Origin of the sequence: Gelidibacter japonicus (assembly GCF_010725055.1) — a bacterium.
Lineage (GTDB): Bacteria > Bacteroidota > Bacteroidia > Flavobacteriales > Flavobacteriaceae > Gelidibacter > Gelidibacter japonicus.
On sequence record NZ_BJKB01000011.1, the window covers coordinates 132,447 to 147,952 of the forward strand.

General features: G+C 38.5%; 18 protein-coding genes. 10 read left to right on the top strand and 8 right to left on the bottom strand.

Annotated elements, in window-relative coordinates; genetic code table 11:
• Positions 1-69: 69 nt before the first annotated feature.
• From G6N06_RS12450 to G6N06_RS12465, 4 genes are all read left to right on the top strand, one after another.
• A complete protein-coding gene (locus G6N06_RS12450; protein WP_163517070.1) occupies positions 70-882 on the top strand; it encodes an undecaprenyl-diphosphate phosphatase in 813 nt (270 codons plus the stop codon).
• Positions 882-1,577 (top strand): tRNA pseudouridine(55) synthase TruB, encoded by a 696-nt coding sequence (truB, locus tag G6N06_RS12455; RefSeq protein WP_163517071.1) that lies wholly within the window; start codon positions 882-884, stop codon positions 1,575-1,577. Before G6N06_RS12450 ends, truB begins: the two co-directional genes overlap by 1 nt.
• Before the next feature lie 34 nt (positions 1,578-1,611).
• The gene (locus tag G6N06_RS12460) at positions 1,612-2,154 is read left to right on the top strand and encodes a hypothetical protein (protein ID WP_163517072.1); all 543 of its coding nucleotides are present in this window, start codon (positions 1,612-1,614) and stop codon (positions 2,152-2,154) included.
• 70 nt (positions 2,155-2,224) lie between these two features.
• Positions 2,225-3,016 (top strand): energy transducer TonB family protein, encoded by a 792-nt coding sequence (locus G6N06_RS12465; protein ID WP_240338059.1) that lies wholly within the window; start codon positions 2,225-2,227, stop codon positions 3,014-3,016.
• Between the two features lie 90 nt (positions 3,017-3,106).
• On the opposite strand, the gene G6N06_RS12470 is transcribed toward G6N06_RS12465, so the two are convergent.
• Complete coding sequence (locus G6N06_RS12470) at positions 3,107-3,730, bottom strand: thioredoxin family protein (RefSeq protein ID WP_163517073.1); 624 nt, start codon at positions 3,728-3,730, stop codon at positions 3,107-3,109.
• An 88-nt stretch (positions 3,731-3,818) separates the two neighbouring features.
• Here G6N06_RS12470 and G6N06_RS12475 point away from each other — a divergent pair, with 88 nt between their 5' ends.
• The 3 genes from G6N06_RS12475 (at position 3,819) to G6N06_RS12485 (ending at position 6,065) form a co-directional block, all read left to right on the top strand.
• Positions 3,819-4,385, top strand: coding sequence for a DNA-3-methyladenine glycosylase I (locus tag G6N06_RS12475; RefSeq protein WP_163517074.1), 567 nt, complete (start codon positions 3,819-3,821; stop codon positions 4,383-4,385).
• Positions 4,386-4,827: 442 nt separating this feature from the next.
• A complete protein-coding gene (locus G6N06_RS12480; protein ID WP_163517075.1) occupies positions 4,828-5,226 on the top strand; it encodes a transposase in 399 nt (132 codons plus the stop codon).
• Positions 5,227-5,234: 8 nt separating this feature from the next.
• Positions 5,235-6,065: an IS3 family transposase gene (locus G6N06_RS12485; protein ID WP_205334770.1), complete on the top strand. Its 831-nt coding sequence runs from the start codon at positions 5,235-5,237 to the stop codon at positions 6,063-6,065.
• A 295-nt stretch (positions 6,066-6,360) separates the two neighbouring features.
• On the opposite strand, the gene aat is transcribed toward G6N06_RS12485, so the two are convergent.
• The 3 genes from aat to G6N06_RS12500 form a co-directional block, all read right to left on the bottom strand.
• Entirely contained in the window at positions 6,361-6,996 is a 636-nt protein-coding gene (aat, locus tag G6N06_RS12490) for a leucyl/phenylalanyl-tRNA--protein transferase (protein ID WP_163517077.1), read from the bottom strand.
• Positions 6,997-7,109: 113 nt separating this feature from the next.
• Positions 7,110-7,484, bottom strand: coding sequence for a DUF3127 domain-containing protein (locus G6N06_RS12495; protein WP_163517078.1), 375 nt, complete (start codon positions 7,482-7,484; stop codon positions 7,110-7,112).
• Positions 7,485-7,569: 85 nt separating this feature from the next.
• Positions 7,570-8,439: a flavin reductase family protein gene (locus G6N06_RS12500; protein WP_163517079.1), complete on the bottom strand. Its 870-nt coding sequence runs from the start codon at positions 8,437-8,439 to the stop codon at positions 7,570-7,572.
• A gap of 180 nt (positions 8,440-8,619) precedes the next feature.
• Between G6N06_RS12500 and G6N06_RS12505 the strand changes: the two genes are divergently transcribed.
• Both G6N06_RS12505 and G6N06_RS12510 read left to right on the top strand, forming a co-directional pair.
• Entirely contained in the window at positions 8,620-9,768 is a 1,149-nt protein-coding gene (locus tag G6N06_RS12505) for a sensor histidine kinase (protein WP_163517080.1), read from the top strand.
• A 9-nt stretch (positions 9,769-9,777) separates the two neighbouring features.
• The gene (locus G6N06_RS12510; protein ID WP_163517081.1) at positions 9,778-10,116 is read left to right on the top strand and encodes a hypothetical protein; all 339 of its coding nucleotides are present in this window, start codon (positions 9,778-9,780) and stop codon (positions 10,114-10,116) included.
• 17 nt (positions 10,117-10,133) lie between these two features.
• On the opposite strand, the gene G6N06_RS12515 is transcribed toward G6N06_RS12510, so the two are convergent.
• A complete protein-coding gene (locus tag G6N06_RS12515) occupies positions 10,134-10,523 on the bottom strand; it encodes an HIT family protein (RefSeq protein ID WP_163517082.1) in 390 nt (129 codons plus the stop codon).
• A 297-nt stretch (positions 10,524-10,820) separates the two neighbouring features.
• Positions 10,821-11,294 (bottom strand): transcription elongation factor GreA, encoded by a 474-nt coding sequence (gene greA, locus G6N06_RS12520; RefSeq protein WP_163517083.1) that lies wholly within the window; start codon positions 11,292-11,294, stop codon positions 10,821-10,823.
• A gap of 153 nt (positions 11,295-11,447) precedes the next feature.
• On the opposite strand from greA, the gene G6N06_RS12525 reads away from it, so the two are divergent.
• On the top strand, positions 11,448-11,870 hold the full coding sequence (locus G6N06_RS12525) for a Rieske (2Fe-2S) protein (RefSeq protein WP_163517084.1): 423 nt from the start codon (positions 11,448-11,450) through the stop codon (positions 11,868-11,870).
• On the opposite strand, the gene G6N06_RS12530 is transcribed toward G6N06_RS12525, so the two are convergent.
• Together G6N06_RS12530 and arfB are read right to left on the bottom strand one after the other, a co-directional pair.
• A complete protein-coding gene (locus G6N06_RS12530) occupies positions 11,867-14,332 on the bottom strand; it encodes a TonB-dependent receptor (RefSeq protein ID WP_163517085.1) in 2,466 nt (821 codons plus the stop codon). The two genes, G6N06_RS12525 and G6N06_RS12530, sit on opposite strands and share 4 nt — an antisense overlap.
• A 745-nt stretch (positions 14,333-15,077) precedes the next feature.
• A complete protein-coding gene (gene arfB / locus G6N06_RS12535) occupies positions 15,078-15,482 on the bottom strand; it encodes an alternative ribosome rescue aminoacyl-tRNA hydrolase ArfB (protein WP_163517086.1) in 405 nt (134 codons plus the stop codon).
• Positions 15,483-15,506: the final 24 nt, after the last annotated feature.

Sequence of the window (15,506 nt, forward strand, 5' to 3'; positions counted from 1 at the left end):
AGACTGGCAATTTCCAATTTCACTCATTCTGTCATTCTTGGAATTTGAATCTTGATAATTAATTACCTTATGAATTTACTCGACGCCATTATTTTAGCCATTATTGAAGGCCTAACTGAATACTTACCAGTTTCTTCAACAGGCCACATGATCATCGCCTCTTCGTTTATGAAAATTGCATCCGATGATTTCACAAAACTGTTCACCATCGTTATCCAATTGGGTGCTATTTTGGCCGTTGTCGCTTTATATTGGAAACGCTTTTTTCAAAGTTTGGATTTTTACTTCAAACTGATTGTCGCGCTACTTCCCGCAGTGATCTTAGGTTTACTTTTAAGTGATATCATTGATGATCTATTAGAAAGTCCCGTCACCGTTGCCATTTCATTAATTATAGGTGGTTTTATCTTATTAAAAGTCGATGACTGGTTTAAATCGAATGAAGAGTTTGACGAAGCCAATCCGGACGCGCATACCAAAGTGAGTTATGCCACCGCACTAAAGATTGGATTCTTTCAATGTTTGGCGATGATTCCAGGGACTTCAAGAAGTGGTGCTTCCATTGTTGGTGGGATGACTCAAAAGTTAAATCGTAAAACAGCTGCCGAATTCTCATTTTTCCTTGCAGTACCGACGATGTTTGGTGCAACTGCAAAAAAAACATACGACTATTTTAAAGCAGGGTTTGAATTGAGCAGCGACCAGGTCAACTATCTTATTATTGGTAATATCATTGCATTTATTGTGGCTTTTATTGCTATTAAATCCTTTATCGAATACCTAAGCAAACATGGTTTTAAAATATTTGGTTACTACCGAATCTTTTTAGGTGTTGCGCTTTTAATCATTCATTATTTCATTTATAGTCTAACAACCATCTAATGCTTTCAGCCGACGATTATCTTTCTGGTCAAGTTCTTTTAATCGACAAACCTTTGCATTGGACCTCATTTCAAGTGGTGAACAAATTGCGTTGGGAAATACGTCGTGCCTTCAAAATTAAAAAAATAAAAGTAGGTCATGCCGGAACGCTAGACCCTTTGGCTACAGGCTTACTGGTGATCTGTACCGGAAAAATGACCAAAAACATAGATAGTTTTCAAGCTCAAATCAAAGAATACACCGGAACTTTCGTTTTAGGAAGCACAACCTCTTCTTACGATTTGGAAACAGAAATCGATCAAACTTACCCTACAGAACATTTAACAGAGGAATTGATCCGTAAGGCCACCAAACAATTTATTGGTGAGATTGCTCAACATCCTCCAGTGTTTTCAGCACTCAAAAAAGATGGCAAGCGACTGTATGAATTTGCACGCGCAGGAGAATCGGTCGATATTCCTTCAAGACAAGTCCATATTTCAGAATTTGAAATCACACATATCAATAACTTAGAAGTCAATTTTAGAGTGGTATGCAGCAAAGGCACCTATATAAGATCATTGGCCAACGATTTTGGAAAAGCTCTTAATTCTGGTGCACATCTATCAGTATTGCGAAGAACTAAAATTGGTGATTTTGAGGTTAAGAATGCGGTAGGCATTGAAGAGTTCATCAAAAACCTTCCTTCGGAATAGTTTTTGATAAGGTATCAGCACCTAATACCGCTTAATGAAAACACTTGTACTAAGTTGTATGTTCTTCTGTTCCCTGATAAATCTATCTGCGCAGGAAGACATCAAATCCAATGGACTTTATTATAAAATTTCAGTGGCAGCAACCCTGACCAATAATGAAGAGTACACTATTGGAAATAATGAAGGACACACATTTATTGAGGTGAATGGTTTGTTCATCAATAATTCTTTAGGCTATCAATTTGACAGTCGTTCAAGTATCGATCTTAATATTGAATATGATCATTATCTACGTCAAGGTTTCAACTTTTTACCCTTGCATTTAGGGTTTAACTATAATATTCTTGATTTTGACGATGTTCTTTTTATACGTGGCGGTTATGGAAAACTCATTAAGGCCGGAAAAAATTTTGAAGAAGGGACCATATACAAAGTCGGCGTTGGCTACAGAACTTTCGACAGTAATTTTAGGAATTCGTGGTTGATTGGTCTCGATTTTAACAGAAAACGCTTCGGCCATAAACAGGAAGAAAAGCTTTCAAGCGTATCTGTTTTTCTCGAATTTATGGTGTTTTAAAACTTTTTTCCTTAATTTGACGTATATATTCATTCACAGTACAATTGGAAATCAATAAAAAAACAAGTTTTTGGAATTTTTAGATAAACATAAGGCTTTAATCATTACCGCTTTAATCAGCGGCACACTAGTGCTTGCTATGTTTGCCATTGGTATTAAACAGCAAACCAAAGCGATGGCAGAGAGCTATTATGAATTGCCCCCACCTCTTACCCCAGAAGAACAGCAACTGCTTGAGGAAATGGCATTGAACGATCCCAATATTTCTGAAACCAATAAAGCCTACAACTCAGCTAACGAGTTTAAGGAGATGATGAAGAATTTCAAAACCGTCAATTCAGACGATTTTGATCAGAATGCAAAAAAAACAGAAACGGAGGACACTGACATTCCAGAAGAAGTTACAGATATAGCAAACAACCCTACGGCTGAAGATTATTCACTCAATGAAAACGAGCTGTCATCCTACAGCAAGATCAACAACGTCATTGCGATGCGATCTGCCGAAAAACGTCAATCTTCTATATCTAACGGTAACAATTCCTCCAATAACCTAGCCAATAATTCTTCCTTAAACACCAATAGCAGTGTTTCTTATAGTCTAGTGAATAGAAAGGATAAATACTTACCGCCACCAGTGTATCTTTGTGAGGAAAGCGGCAAAATAGTGATCAATATTACCGTAAATAATCTGGGTGAAGTCATTGATGCTTATGTCAACACCTCTTCCACTTCAAAAAATGCCTGTTTGATTGAGAGCGCGCTGCAATATGCCAATGAGGCACGCTTTAGCCCTGACGCTTCCAATCCCAAACAGATTGGATCTATCACCTATCATTTTAAAGGGAAGAACTTAAATTAGCCCCTCCCTTTTAATATTTTAAGATCATTCTGACCCCATTTAGGCGATAACAAAATAGCAGTCACTTTTCATACTTATCAACGGTATCTCTTAGGATAGCTCCAAAATATTCAACAAATCTGAAATTGTACTTTGGCCTTTATCCTTATTGTACCATCCTTGCAAGATCTCCTTAAATTCCTCAGTAATCATACCGTGTTCAGCTAGGTAATCCCTAACCAATTGCGTCGCCGCTGCAGGTCTCGGACCAAAGGTTCCAAGCACTTCTCCAGAAGTACGGTCAAACATAATCAACTTAGGAATTGATTTTCCGCCATTGGTCAGGAATTGTTGCATAAGTGCATCATTTTCGTCACGTAACACAAATTTCAAATCGATGTTAGGGCTTAATTCCGCCACCTTGTTGATTACGGGATTCACGTGTGCTGCATCGCCACACCAGCTTTCAGTAAGGACCAACCAGGTAACCTCTCTTTTAAAGGATGCTATTTTTTCTTGAGCTTCTGCTGAAACCTTTATCGTTTTGTCCCATCGCTTCATACGCTGTTCATTTAAAACGGTGTAGGCAACCATATCTACACTTTTGTCCAATCCCGTTGTGGATTGGTTTTTAACCAATTTCGCCATCAACAACCTGTACTCATTATATGACATACTGTTGTTCAAGCTTTCTTCAATTATTATTTTTATTTCGTTGTGTGTGATTGTATCCATAAATATATTTTTTGCAAATTTAACCCTATTTTATGTATTATTAGGTAACCCTTGTTACATTAGTATTTCAATTCAAATGATCGTTAAAATGGAAAAACAAAGATGTGGTTGGTGCATGGGTGATGCGCTTTACCAACAGTATCACGATTTGGAATGGGGCGTTCCGGTAAAAGACGACGACACGCTTTTTGAATTCTTAGTTCTGGAAACCTTCCAGGCTGGATTGAGCTGGATTACGATCTTACGCAAGCGTGAGAATTTTAGAGTTGCTTTTGATGGATTTGACTATAAGAAGATAGCACAGTACAAACAGGAAAAGATTGACAGTCTGCTTCAGGATGCGGGTATTATCAGAAACAAGCTGAAAGTACACGCTACGGTTACCAACGCAAAGGCCTTTATGAAAATACAGGAAGAATTTGGTTCTTTTTCCAAGTATATTTGGGGGTTTGTAGATGGTAAGCCCATCAAAAACAAAGTCGAGAACTATAAAGAAGCACCTCCAACTACAGCCCAAAGTGATACCATTAGTAAGGATCTAAAAAGACGGGGCTTTAAGTTTGTGGGTTCTACCGTGATGTATGCCTATATGCAAGCTGTAGGAATGGTGAATGATCATGAGATGGATTGTTTTAGATATGAGGAGATTCAATAATGCCGAAGATGGTTTTTGATTAACAACTATAGATTAACGATTATTGAATTGTGATTGTTGATTTGTGATTGTTGATTTGTGATCTGACAGACGCGAGACTGAAGACTGCGGACTGACTGCTGATTGTTGATTTGTGATTGTTGATTTGTGATCTGACAGACGCGAGACTGAAGACTGCGGACTGACTGCGGACTGACTGCTGATTGCTGATTGTTGATTTGTGATTGTTGATTTGTGATCTGACAGACGCGAGACTGAAGACTGCGGACTGACTGCTGATTGTTGATTTGTGATTGTCGATTTGTGATCTGACAGACGCGAGACTAAAGACTGCGGACTGACTGCGGACTGACTGCTGATTGCTGATTGTTGATTTGTGATTGTTGATTTGTGATCTGTGTACGTCCCTGATATAGGTTGACCACTTAAAGAGTGGAAAACTATGAAAGCAAATGTACGGAGTATCCGCAAGCAGCGTAAATACTCAGAAGAGTTTAAAAAAAGGATTGTTGCAGATTTTGAGAGTGGGAAGTTTAGCGTACTCCAATTAGAGAAGCTGCACGGGATTAGAAATCCGACAATTTATCGTTGGATCTATAAATTCTCTACCTTTAACGAAAAGGGGTTTAGAATTATAGAAATGAAAGACAGCAGCAGCCAAAAGATGAAAGAGCTCGAAGCCCGTGTCAAGGAGCTTGAGAGTGTTGTGGGACGCAAGCAGATAATGATCGATTATTTGGAGAAGATGATGGAGATCGCCAAGGAAGAACTTGACATCGACATCAAAAAAAACTTCGGCACCCCACAATCAACTGGTTCAGGAAAAACAAAGAAAAAATGAGTTTTTCAATGAACAAATTATACACCACCATTGGTATCAGCAAACAAGCTGTGACCCAGTACGATGCAAGGCAAAGGATCTTTGACAAAAAGGTGGGACAGATGATTCTCGAAGCTGATGAGCTCAGGGAAGATCACCCTGGTTGTGGGGTTGAGAAAATGTACTATACACTTAAGCCTGACTTTATAGGTAGGGATAGGTTTATAGAACTTATGATGGAACTGGGATATCGTTTGAAGCGCAAAAAGAACTATAAAAGAACAACTATCGCTTCAAAGATCTATTATCCTAACCTTATAAAGGGAATGGAGGTTGACCGGCCATCAATGGTGTGGCAGTCCGATATTACTTACATCCCTATTGGCAACAAGCATTATTATGCAGTTTTTATAATAGATGTTTACACCAAAAAGATCGTAGGATATAAAGTCTCCGATAATATGAGGGCAAAGGCAAGTATGGATGCATTGACGATGGCTTTAAAAGAAAATAAGGCTCCTTTGGTGCACCATAGCGATCGGGGGAGCCAATACACTTACAAGGGATACATAAACCTTTTAAGAGAAAAAGGGAGCCAAATAAGTATGGCACTCTCAGCCCACGACAATGCTTATGCAGAACGTATCAACAGGACCATAAAAGAAGAATATCTTGATCACTGGAAACCGCAAACATTTAATCAATTAAAAAGGATGGTGACAAAAGCGGTCAAGAATTATAACAGTAAAAGATTACATAATAACAATGATAGAATGAGCCCTGAGAAGTTCATAAATCAATTTTCTTTGTTGAGGCCTCAACAAAGAAAATTGATAACTATTTTTGATAATGAAAATTAATTAATAACGGTCAACTCTAATCAGGGATGTTCACTGACAGACGCGAGACTGAAGACTGCGGACTGACTGCTGACTGCTGACTGCTGACTGCTGACTGCTGACTGCTGAATAAAAAAAGGCGTTTCACAAAGATCTTTGTCAAAATTCTCCTTTGTGTTTTTTGAGATTTCTTTGTGTCTTTTGTGAAATAACCATTAGGGTTTTACAAAAAACTAAAAAATTAGCGTTTTTAATTTGACGCAAAATTGGAATTTGAAAATTGGAATTTGGAACTCGAAATCATAAACTTTAAAACCTAACCCTCTTTCAAATACTCCAAAAACTCACTCCGTTCTATCTCTTCAGCACCCAAACTCGCCAGATGTTTGGTATACACCTGACAATCGATTAGTTTATAGTTTGTGTTTTGAAGAAAGGTGATGAAGGCCACTTTGCTTGCATTGCTTACTTTAGTAAACATGCTCTCACCACAAAACACACCATTGCCCAGATCAATGCCATACAGACCACCCACCAAAATATCCTTCTGCCAAACCTCAACCGAAATTGCATAGCCCAAACGATGTAAATTGGTATAGGCTTTGATCATTTCATTCGTAATCCAAGTGCCCGCCTGCCCTTCTCGTTTGGCTATGGAACATTCTGAAATAACAGCTTCAAAATCCTTGTTGACCGTCACCGTAAAATCTTTATTTCGAAGTATTTGAACCATACTTTTAGAGACTTTTAAGCGCTGTGGAAACAGAATAAATCTCGGATTTGGCGACCACCATAAGATCAAGTCATTATCATCATTGAACCAGGGGAAAATTCCGTTTTTGTAGGCTAAAAGCAATCGCTGCACCGACAGGTCACCACCAATAGCCAACAGGCCATCGGAGTCGGCCCTATTTGGATTTGGGAACTCGATCTTATCTGTTAAAAACACCATGCCATGCACTTTATGTCATTGCTAAATATCACAAAAAAACCTCAATGTTTAGAGCATTGAGGTTTTTTATCATTTTCATTGTTCTGATAAAAGGATTTCCTGCCGATAGCGTATTAGAACGGCAGATCGTCGTGATCATCCTCTTTCAAGTCGTTTGCAGGTTGAAATGCTTCAGCCGGTGCAACTGGAGGCATGTTGCCCGCAGCACCTTCTTGCAAACTTTCAATACGCCATCCTTGGATAGAGTTAAAATATTTGGTTTCTCCCTGTGGATTGACCCATTCTCTTCCTCTCAGATTGATGCTCACTTTTACATTCTGACCAACTTGGTAATTGTTTAACAAATCGGTTTTATCCTGTACAAACTCAACCATAATATGTTGAGGATATTGCTCTTCTGTAGTCACTACCACTTCTCTTTTTCTGAACCCATTATTTCCAAAAGTTTGGGTTTCTCCTATCATTTTGATTTTTCCTTGTACTTCCATTTGACTAATTTTTATTATTCCTATTTACTGTTATTCTATTCTTTATTTTTTTATAGCCCTTAATTTCGAATTTTGATTCTTAAAATTAAGAGAGCAACAGCTTCCAAGCGCTGTCAATATCACCATAACTCAGATAATTCCTGGCCATTTTATGCTTTTCACGATGGGTCATTTCTTTAATATTGGCATGATGTTCACCAACACTCTTTATAAAATCGGCAATAGCTTCTTCTGTTGGGAGCTTTTCAATATTGCCTAACATGCCCAAGTCATTTCCCGTAAAAATCATACTGTTTTTAATCGCTTCAGGCATAGCATCGATCCCAATACCAATAGTGCGCAAAGGTTTTGGTACTTTAAAGAATCCATTTTTCGCTCTACTATAATAATCCCCGCCAGCTCGAGCCACTAAGTCCAGCTTTTCTTGATCGATCATTTCATTGTCATCCAGAATTTCATTTGAAATATGAAATTTCACCACTTCACAAATGATCAAATTGCCCGCACCGCCTTCAGTGCCCAATTTTATAATTTCATTGACCTTACATTCAAATTGTATAGGCGATTCTGCCACCCTGAAGGGCTTTACGATATCTGAATCTAGCATGGTCAAGCCTGCCTTTTCAAATTCATTGATCCCTTTTTCATATTCCGTACTGCTCAATGACGCTTGGTGCACCAAATCATAATTAACAACATTGATCACCACTTCCATCGTGGCCTCTACATTCTCCAAGGTGTGTTTCACACTATTGTTCCTTACCCGTCTTGCAGGAGAAAAAATGAGGACTGGCGGATTCGCACTAAACACATTAAAGAAACTAAAAGGCGATAAATTCGGATTCCCATCGGCATCCATAGTACTGGCAAAGGCAATTGGCCGAGGTGCTACCGCACTTAACAAATAACCATGTAATTTACCTGTAGACAGGTCTTTAGGATCAAAACTTACCATTTAAAAAATTGTTAAATGCAAATGTAACCATATTGTTAAACCTATAAAAATGATTTAGAACAAGAATCAAACAATAATATCAACATAATTGCATTAGTTATGTAGTACTTAAAAATTATCGCAATAAAGGTTTCCTATTTGCTAATTTCTTTGAGTATATTTAAAATTACAAACGTATTGATGCCATACCCTATGAACCGAAATATCTTACGGTGGATAATTATTGCCTCGTCCTTTATAATTATCTCATTGATTTTATGGAATACGTACATCTTCTTTCAGAATTTTAAGGCCGAAGAGCGCATAAAAATGCAAAACTGGTCATTTGCCCAATCAGAACTCTTAACATCTGAAAATGAGAATGTGGAACTTACGCTTAAAATTTTAGAAAGCAACCATACCACTCCTATGTTGGCCATTAATAAAGATGGAAGTTTAGGCACTTTCAAAAATATTGACAAAAAGAAAGTAGAAAATCCCACCTCAGTCCAAAATCTTATAATCGCATTTGAAAGCGAAAACCAGCCCATTGAGGTCTATTATAACGACGAAATTTATTACACCATCTATTATGGCAATTCACCTTTAATCAACAAGCTTAAATACTATCCATTGGCATTATTGCTCATTATTGTGCTCTTTGCCGCTGTGGTCTACTTTTTCTATCGCAGTTCAAAGATTGCGGAACAGAACAAACTTTGGACGGGAATGGCCAAGGAAACGGCCCATCAAATTGGTACGCCTCTATCGTCATTAATAGGATGGATCGAAATTTTACGTTCTGAAGATGTCAACCCATCTTATCTATTGGAAATTGAAAAAGACATCACACGTTTACAAACCATCACCGATCGATTTAGTAAAATCGGCTCGATGCCCACTTTAAAAAGATCAGATATCGTCAAAGAAACTGTCGATTCCTATGAGTATCTAAAAGCGCGTTCCAGCAAATTGATAGGTTTTGAAATTGAAGCACCAGATCATCCCATTTATGTCAACTTGAACCCCCAACTCTACAGTTGGACCATTGAAAATTTAGTAAAGAATGCCATTGATGCCATGAGAGGAAAGGGAAATTTGAAAATAACCATAATTGAAGGCGACAAGGATGTTAAAATTACGGTCACGGATTCTGGCAAAGGACTTTCTAAAGGCTTATTCCAAAAGGTTTTTGAACCTGGATATACAAGTAGAAAGCGTGGTTGGGGCTTAGGACTGTCATTGGCAAAACGGATTGTAGAAGATTACCACGATGGAAAAATAAAAGTGTTACATTCGGAAATTAACAAAGGAACGACCATGCAGATTTCATTAAAATTAATTCCGTAAATTTGGATTATGGAGAACAAGTTTTTCACTTTAAAAGAGGTTGAGTTAAATAACAATTGTCCTGAATGTTATTCAAGAGAAGGATTGCAATTGACATTCAAGCAGCGCTTTGTTGAAAACTTTTTTTATAAAGCCATTACATCAGAAACCGCTCACTCATTATTTTGCAAAGTTTGTGAAACCATGATCTTCCCTGCACGGTGGACCGACGATATTGACAGGGTATTTGAATATCAGCAACGTGCAACACCACCAAAACCATCCTCCTTCAAATTGAAAACCTCATCTTGGATTTTAATGCTCGTCTTGTTCGCAACCTTAACCGCTACCACGCTTCTGTTTATATAAGTTGTTGAGAATTGGATTTATAATCGATCTGAAATTCGTTGAGCTATTGCTTCAAACTCTTCCTTTTCCAAGCTCACCTTATTAATAAATCGAATATCGTCCATACTATGTAACGGGATCAAATGTACGTGTACATGAGGAACTTCCAAACCAACAACAGACATCCCGATACGTTTACAGGGCACGGCTTTTTTTAGTGCAATAGCAACGCTTCTAGAGAATTCCATTAAACCCACATAGGTGGCTTCATCCAAATCAAAAAGTTGATCTACCTCAATTTTAGGAATACAGAGCGTATGTCCTTCGGTATTCGGGTTTACGTCTAAAAAGGCCAAAAAGTCTTTCGTTTCAGCAACCTTGTAACATGGAATTTCACCATTGACTATTTTAGTAAATATTGATGCCATTTTTTCTTGATTTTTGTTTCACGCCTCCGATTTGTTGCGGACGGGCAAGCTTGTTTCCCGCCTCCGCAAAAGCTGCGGACGGGCAGGCTTGTTTCTTGTTTCTTGTTTCTTGTTTCTTGTTTCTTAAAAGTACTGTTTTTCTTGAAACCCGGAACTCCGAACTCCGAACTCTGAACTCCGAACTCCGAACTCTATAAATATAAAAAGAAAATTCCTGTTAGAATTAATCTTAACAGGAATGTTGTGTTTTTACTAAAAAAGAGCATCCAATAGATTCCTGTCTACGCAGGAATAAGTTTATCTGGATATTTCCAAAATGTCAAATTTCAAAATTCCGTTGGGGACTTGAATATCGGCAACCTCGCCAACAGACTTGCCTAAAAGGCCTCTTCCAATAGGGGAGTTGACTGAAATTTTACCTGATGCCAAATCAGCTTCACCGTCGGCCACCAAAGTATAGGTCATTTCCATGCCATTGGTTTGGTTTTTTATTTTCACTGTTGACAGCACCAAAACCTTGGAACTGTCCAATTGTGATTCATCAATCAAACGGGCATTGGATAAGGTCTCTTCCAATTTGGATATTTTCATTTCCAACATACCTTGCGCCTCTTTGGCCGCATCATATTCAGCATTTTCGCTTAAATCGCCTTTATCTCTCGCCTCACCAATCGCTCGTGAAGCATTTGGGCGCTCGACATCCTTTAAATAACTGAGCTCTTCCCTTAACTTCTTTAAACCTTCTGCAGTATAATAAGATACTTTACTCATAATTCTTCGTTTTACTATATATAAAATATGCTGAAACCCCGTTTTGGAGAACAGCATAAAAAAAATCCCGTTAAAACGAGATATGAAACAAATATACAAAATATTTACCACAACTTTGAGATTGTTGTAAATTGCATGACAATTTTAAACCTGATGAAACAACTTTTTTTATTTATTGGCCTTATTTTCATAACCGCTTGCAGCAAAAACAATAGCGATGAAAACTGCAAATTCCTGGTCAATGCTGCGGTAAATGTAACCGTCAACATGAATTTACCGCAATATAATCAACTGCAATTCACAAGCAACTCGGTGTATATCGCCAACCAAGGCAATAAAGGTGTTATCGTCATCAATGTTGGTAACGGTTACCGAGCCTGGGATGCTGCAGATCCCAATCACGAACAACAACCTTGTTCCCTACTAACAATTACTGGCGCCAATGCCGTCTGTGGTTGCGTTGACGCCAATAAGTATAGCTTATTTACTGGAGGATCCGTCGGGACCCAACTACCCTGCGGACTCAAGGAATATCGCGTGACCGTATCAGGAAACTCCCTGCATATTACCAATTAGAATTTCAAGGTCGCTCCAATCAGAAAATTGGTGGTAGCTTGTGGAAAATAGCCAGCCCCTTCTATGGTTGTCACTTGGTTTGGATCCGTCCAGGTATCGTCATAGGTATAGTAAAACCCATTGGATATATATTTCTTATTGAAAATATTATTCGCCAGCCCAGAAAATAAAATCGATTTTAGAAAAGGTTTCTTCTGCGAGTCCTCCTTAGATTTTAAATGCCATTCGTAGGTGACATTCACGTCATTCACAAAATAAGCATCCAGTTTAGAAGCTGGAGAATCAGTGTTGCCCATAAACTGTTCCCCTACGTATTTGCTCAACAGGCTTATTTGAAAATGTTCTTTGGGTTGGAACACCAAGGCATTTGACGCCACAAGTTCTGGCGAAAACGAAATATTTGTCTTGCCTAAATCTACCAACTCGCCATCGCGCTCAACAACTGTCTTTTTGGTTTTATTTGAACTCACAGTCACACTTGGCTGAAGACTCCATTGGGAAGTCAATCTCACTGCTGCCTCAATTTCCAAACCTAAACGGTAGCTATCCCCACTATTGGTTCGGATTGGATTTCCGGTTGTATCAAGCTCTCCCGTTAACACCAATTGTTCATTATACAACATATAATAGGCATTGGCGTTGATACGGAATCCTGGATCATCATATCTCCATCCCAGCTCAAAATCATTAAGTTGCTCGGGCTTGACGTCGGTATTGTTTTGAAAATCCTTACGACTTGGCTCTCTGTTGGCCCTGGCATAAGAAAAGTACAAGGCATTTGCTGTATTGAACTGATAGGTCAATCCCGCTTTTGGATTAAAAAAATTAAAGCTTTCATCAATTTCCATGAGATCCGTATCGGAGTTTGTTCCCGTTGTTTTATAACCTACGTTCCGATATTGTAAATCGCCATAAAAACTCAATTGTTCATCAAATTGATAGGTGGCTTTTGCAAACACATTGGCGTCGGTTTTCTTCCCGTTACCATCATAATAGCGATGTCCCTTAGGTGTGTTTCCGGCATATTGTGCCCAAATCACTTCACCAAAATGATCGCCATCGTAAGTACTATACGAAGTTCCAAATGAAAGATTTAAATCCTCCTTTTTATAATTGGCGTTGGCATTGACTACATAGAAGTGGTTATCTAACCAACGACGGCGTACTAAATCACTCCGAGTGATACTTTCACCTCCCAATTCGATATCTTCCATGCCGTATTGTGCCAATTTTTGATTTTCCTTATACTGCTCAAAAAACCCTAAACCACGTGTGTAGTTCAACCCCAATGTGGTGGACCATTGGTTGTTGATGCGCTCATTCCAATGCAATTGGTAATGATCTTGCTTATAGTCGTCAATTTCGTTTTCATAAAACTGAATGTTTCCGTCAGCATCAGTGTACATTCCAGCCGTATTAAAGGTTCTATCGTTCTTTAATAGATCCAAGTCTTCCAACCCGTTCCAGGCCTGATAGGTGATTTCTTGGCCTCCAAAAACAACGGCCTTGATCAATCTATTGGTGTCAACGTAAGCACCTTGCAGGAAGTATGATTTTAAATCAGAAGACGCACGATCAATATAGCCATCCGACTTTATATTAGACAGACGTCCTGAAATTTCGAAGTGGTCATTCAAGCGTCCGGTACTAAACTTAAGGGTGTGTTTGTGGGTGTTATAACTCCCAAAACTATTGGCAATTTCGGCACTTGCTTCATTTGACACCCCTTCAGTAAGCACGTTAATACTTGCGCCAAAGGCACCAGAGCCATTTGTGGAAGTTCCGACACCACGCTGCAATTGCATACTTTCGGTTGACGACGCAAAATCACTCAAATTCACCCAGAATGTCCCCATGGATTCCGCATCGTTATATGGAATACCATTTATGGTGATATTGGTAGATTGTGCATTAATACCTCGTACCCTAATACCGGTATAACCAATACCTGCTCCAGCGTCGGTGGTGGTTACGACCGATGGTAAAAAGTTAAGAAGCATAGGAATATCTTGGCCTAAATTGCGTTTTTCCAGATCTTCCTTTGAAATGTTGGAGTGTGTTATTGGTGAGCTTGCTCCAACACGTACCGCATTGACCAATACCTCATCCAAAATTTCTACCGTTTCGTTAATGACGATGTTTAGCACCAAATCAGCGCTAAGATCAAAGGTCCTTTCGATAGGTTTAGCCGTAAGATAACGGATTTCCAAAGTGTGTTTTCCTTTAGGCAAATCCAAAGTATAGTAACCGTTAAGATCTGTTTGAGTCCAGGTTGTGCTGCGTTTCAGCTGAATACTGACCCCTGCCAGTGGCTCTGAATCTTGTTGGGTGACGCGACCAGACACGCGATAGTTTTGAGCAAAAGCGGTAAGACCCGAAAAGAGCAATAAATAAATTAAAATAAACTTAATAGATGGTTTGAATCGGTTCTTTGCCGATACATTCGTGAATAAAGGTTTCATTCGAATAAATAAATTTAGACGAATAAAAAGAGGTAATTATTCTTGGTTAAAAATTAAATGATTTTATTAAGCTTTAAAGTTTAGCGGTATCTTTTTAAGATGTTGCCGGCAACCGTTAAACATGTCCTTTAGACACTTTTTAAAACTTAGATCCCTAAACGGCATTATCCGTTCTAGGTTCAATGGGTATGATCTCAGCCGATTTGATTATTGATTTTTGATCTTTGATTTCTGATTTATGAATCCTTTTATTCAACAATCTTCAATCTCCAATCTTCGATCTTCAATCTATCAGGCACCCCTTTTTTGAGAACGGTGCAAAGATATGAAGGATTTCCGATTTTAGAAGAATGAATTACGAATAAATTTATTTTAGTTAGAATTCAAAAAAAACACTCTACACTTCTCGCAGATTACACAGAAAACATTTGCCGAGAAAAATCAGTGAAATTCATAAGCCATCTGCGCGATCAGCGCTCCAAAAAGATCAAATTTATAAATTATTCAAGCGAAAAATCATCTCGTAAATGGCAATTTGGAATTAGTGAGATTTCAAAATCTGTGATAATTTGTGTAATTCCTGTCTAAAAAAATAGGAAACGAAAATTCATGGAGTGGGCTAATACAGAGAGACGCGGAGGCGCAGAGATAATAATTAATAGTAATGGTTGAAAAAATGATGTCAGAGGTATTGCGATGGAGATTGCCGACTGAAGACTGAAGACTGAGAACTGCCAACTGAGCACTACTCTAATTCCGGCGGTCTTCTACCCGCTTTTTTATCAGAAGTTTTACGCTTTGCCTTCAATCGTTTTCTAACTACCGATCGTGGTATCTTAGTAGGAATACGCTTTTTTGGAATGATCAATCCTTCTTCGATAAGATCGAAAAAACGTTGCACCACGAGGGTTTTGTTTTTATGCTGACTTCTGCTCTCTTCACATTGGAGCAAAAGAATGTTCTCTTTGGTGAGTCGGTTTCTAAGGTTTTGTTTCAATAAAACTTTTTCATCATCGGTCAATCCGTTTGAAGCTTCCAAGTCAAAAATAAGTTCCACTTTTGAGGCTACCTTATTGACGTTCTGACCCCCGGCGCCTGAGCTTCTTACCGCTTTAAATTGCAATTCCGATTGTAGAATGTCTTTGTTCATGGTATTATTTTTAAAAAAACTGCC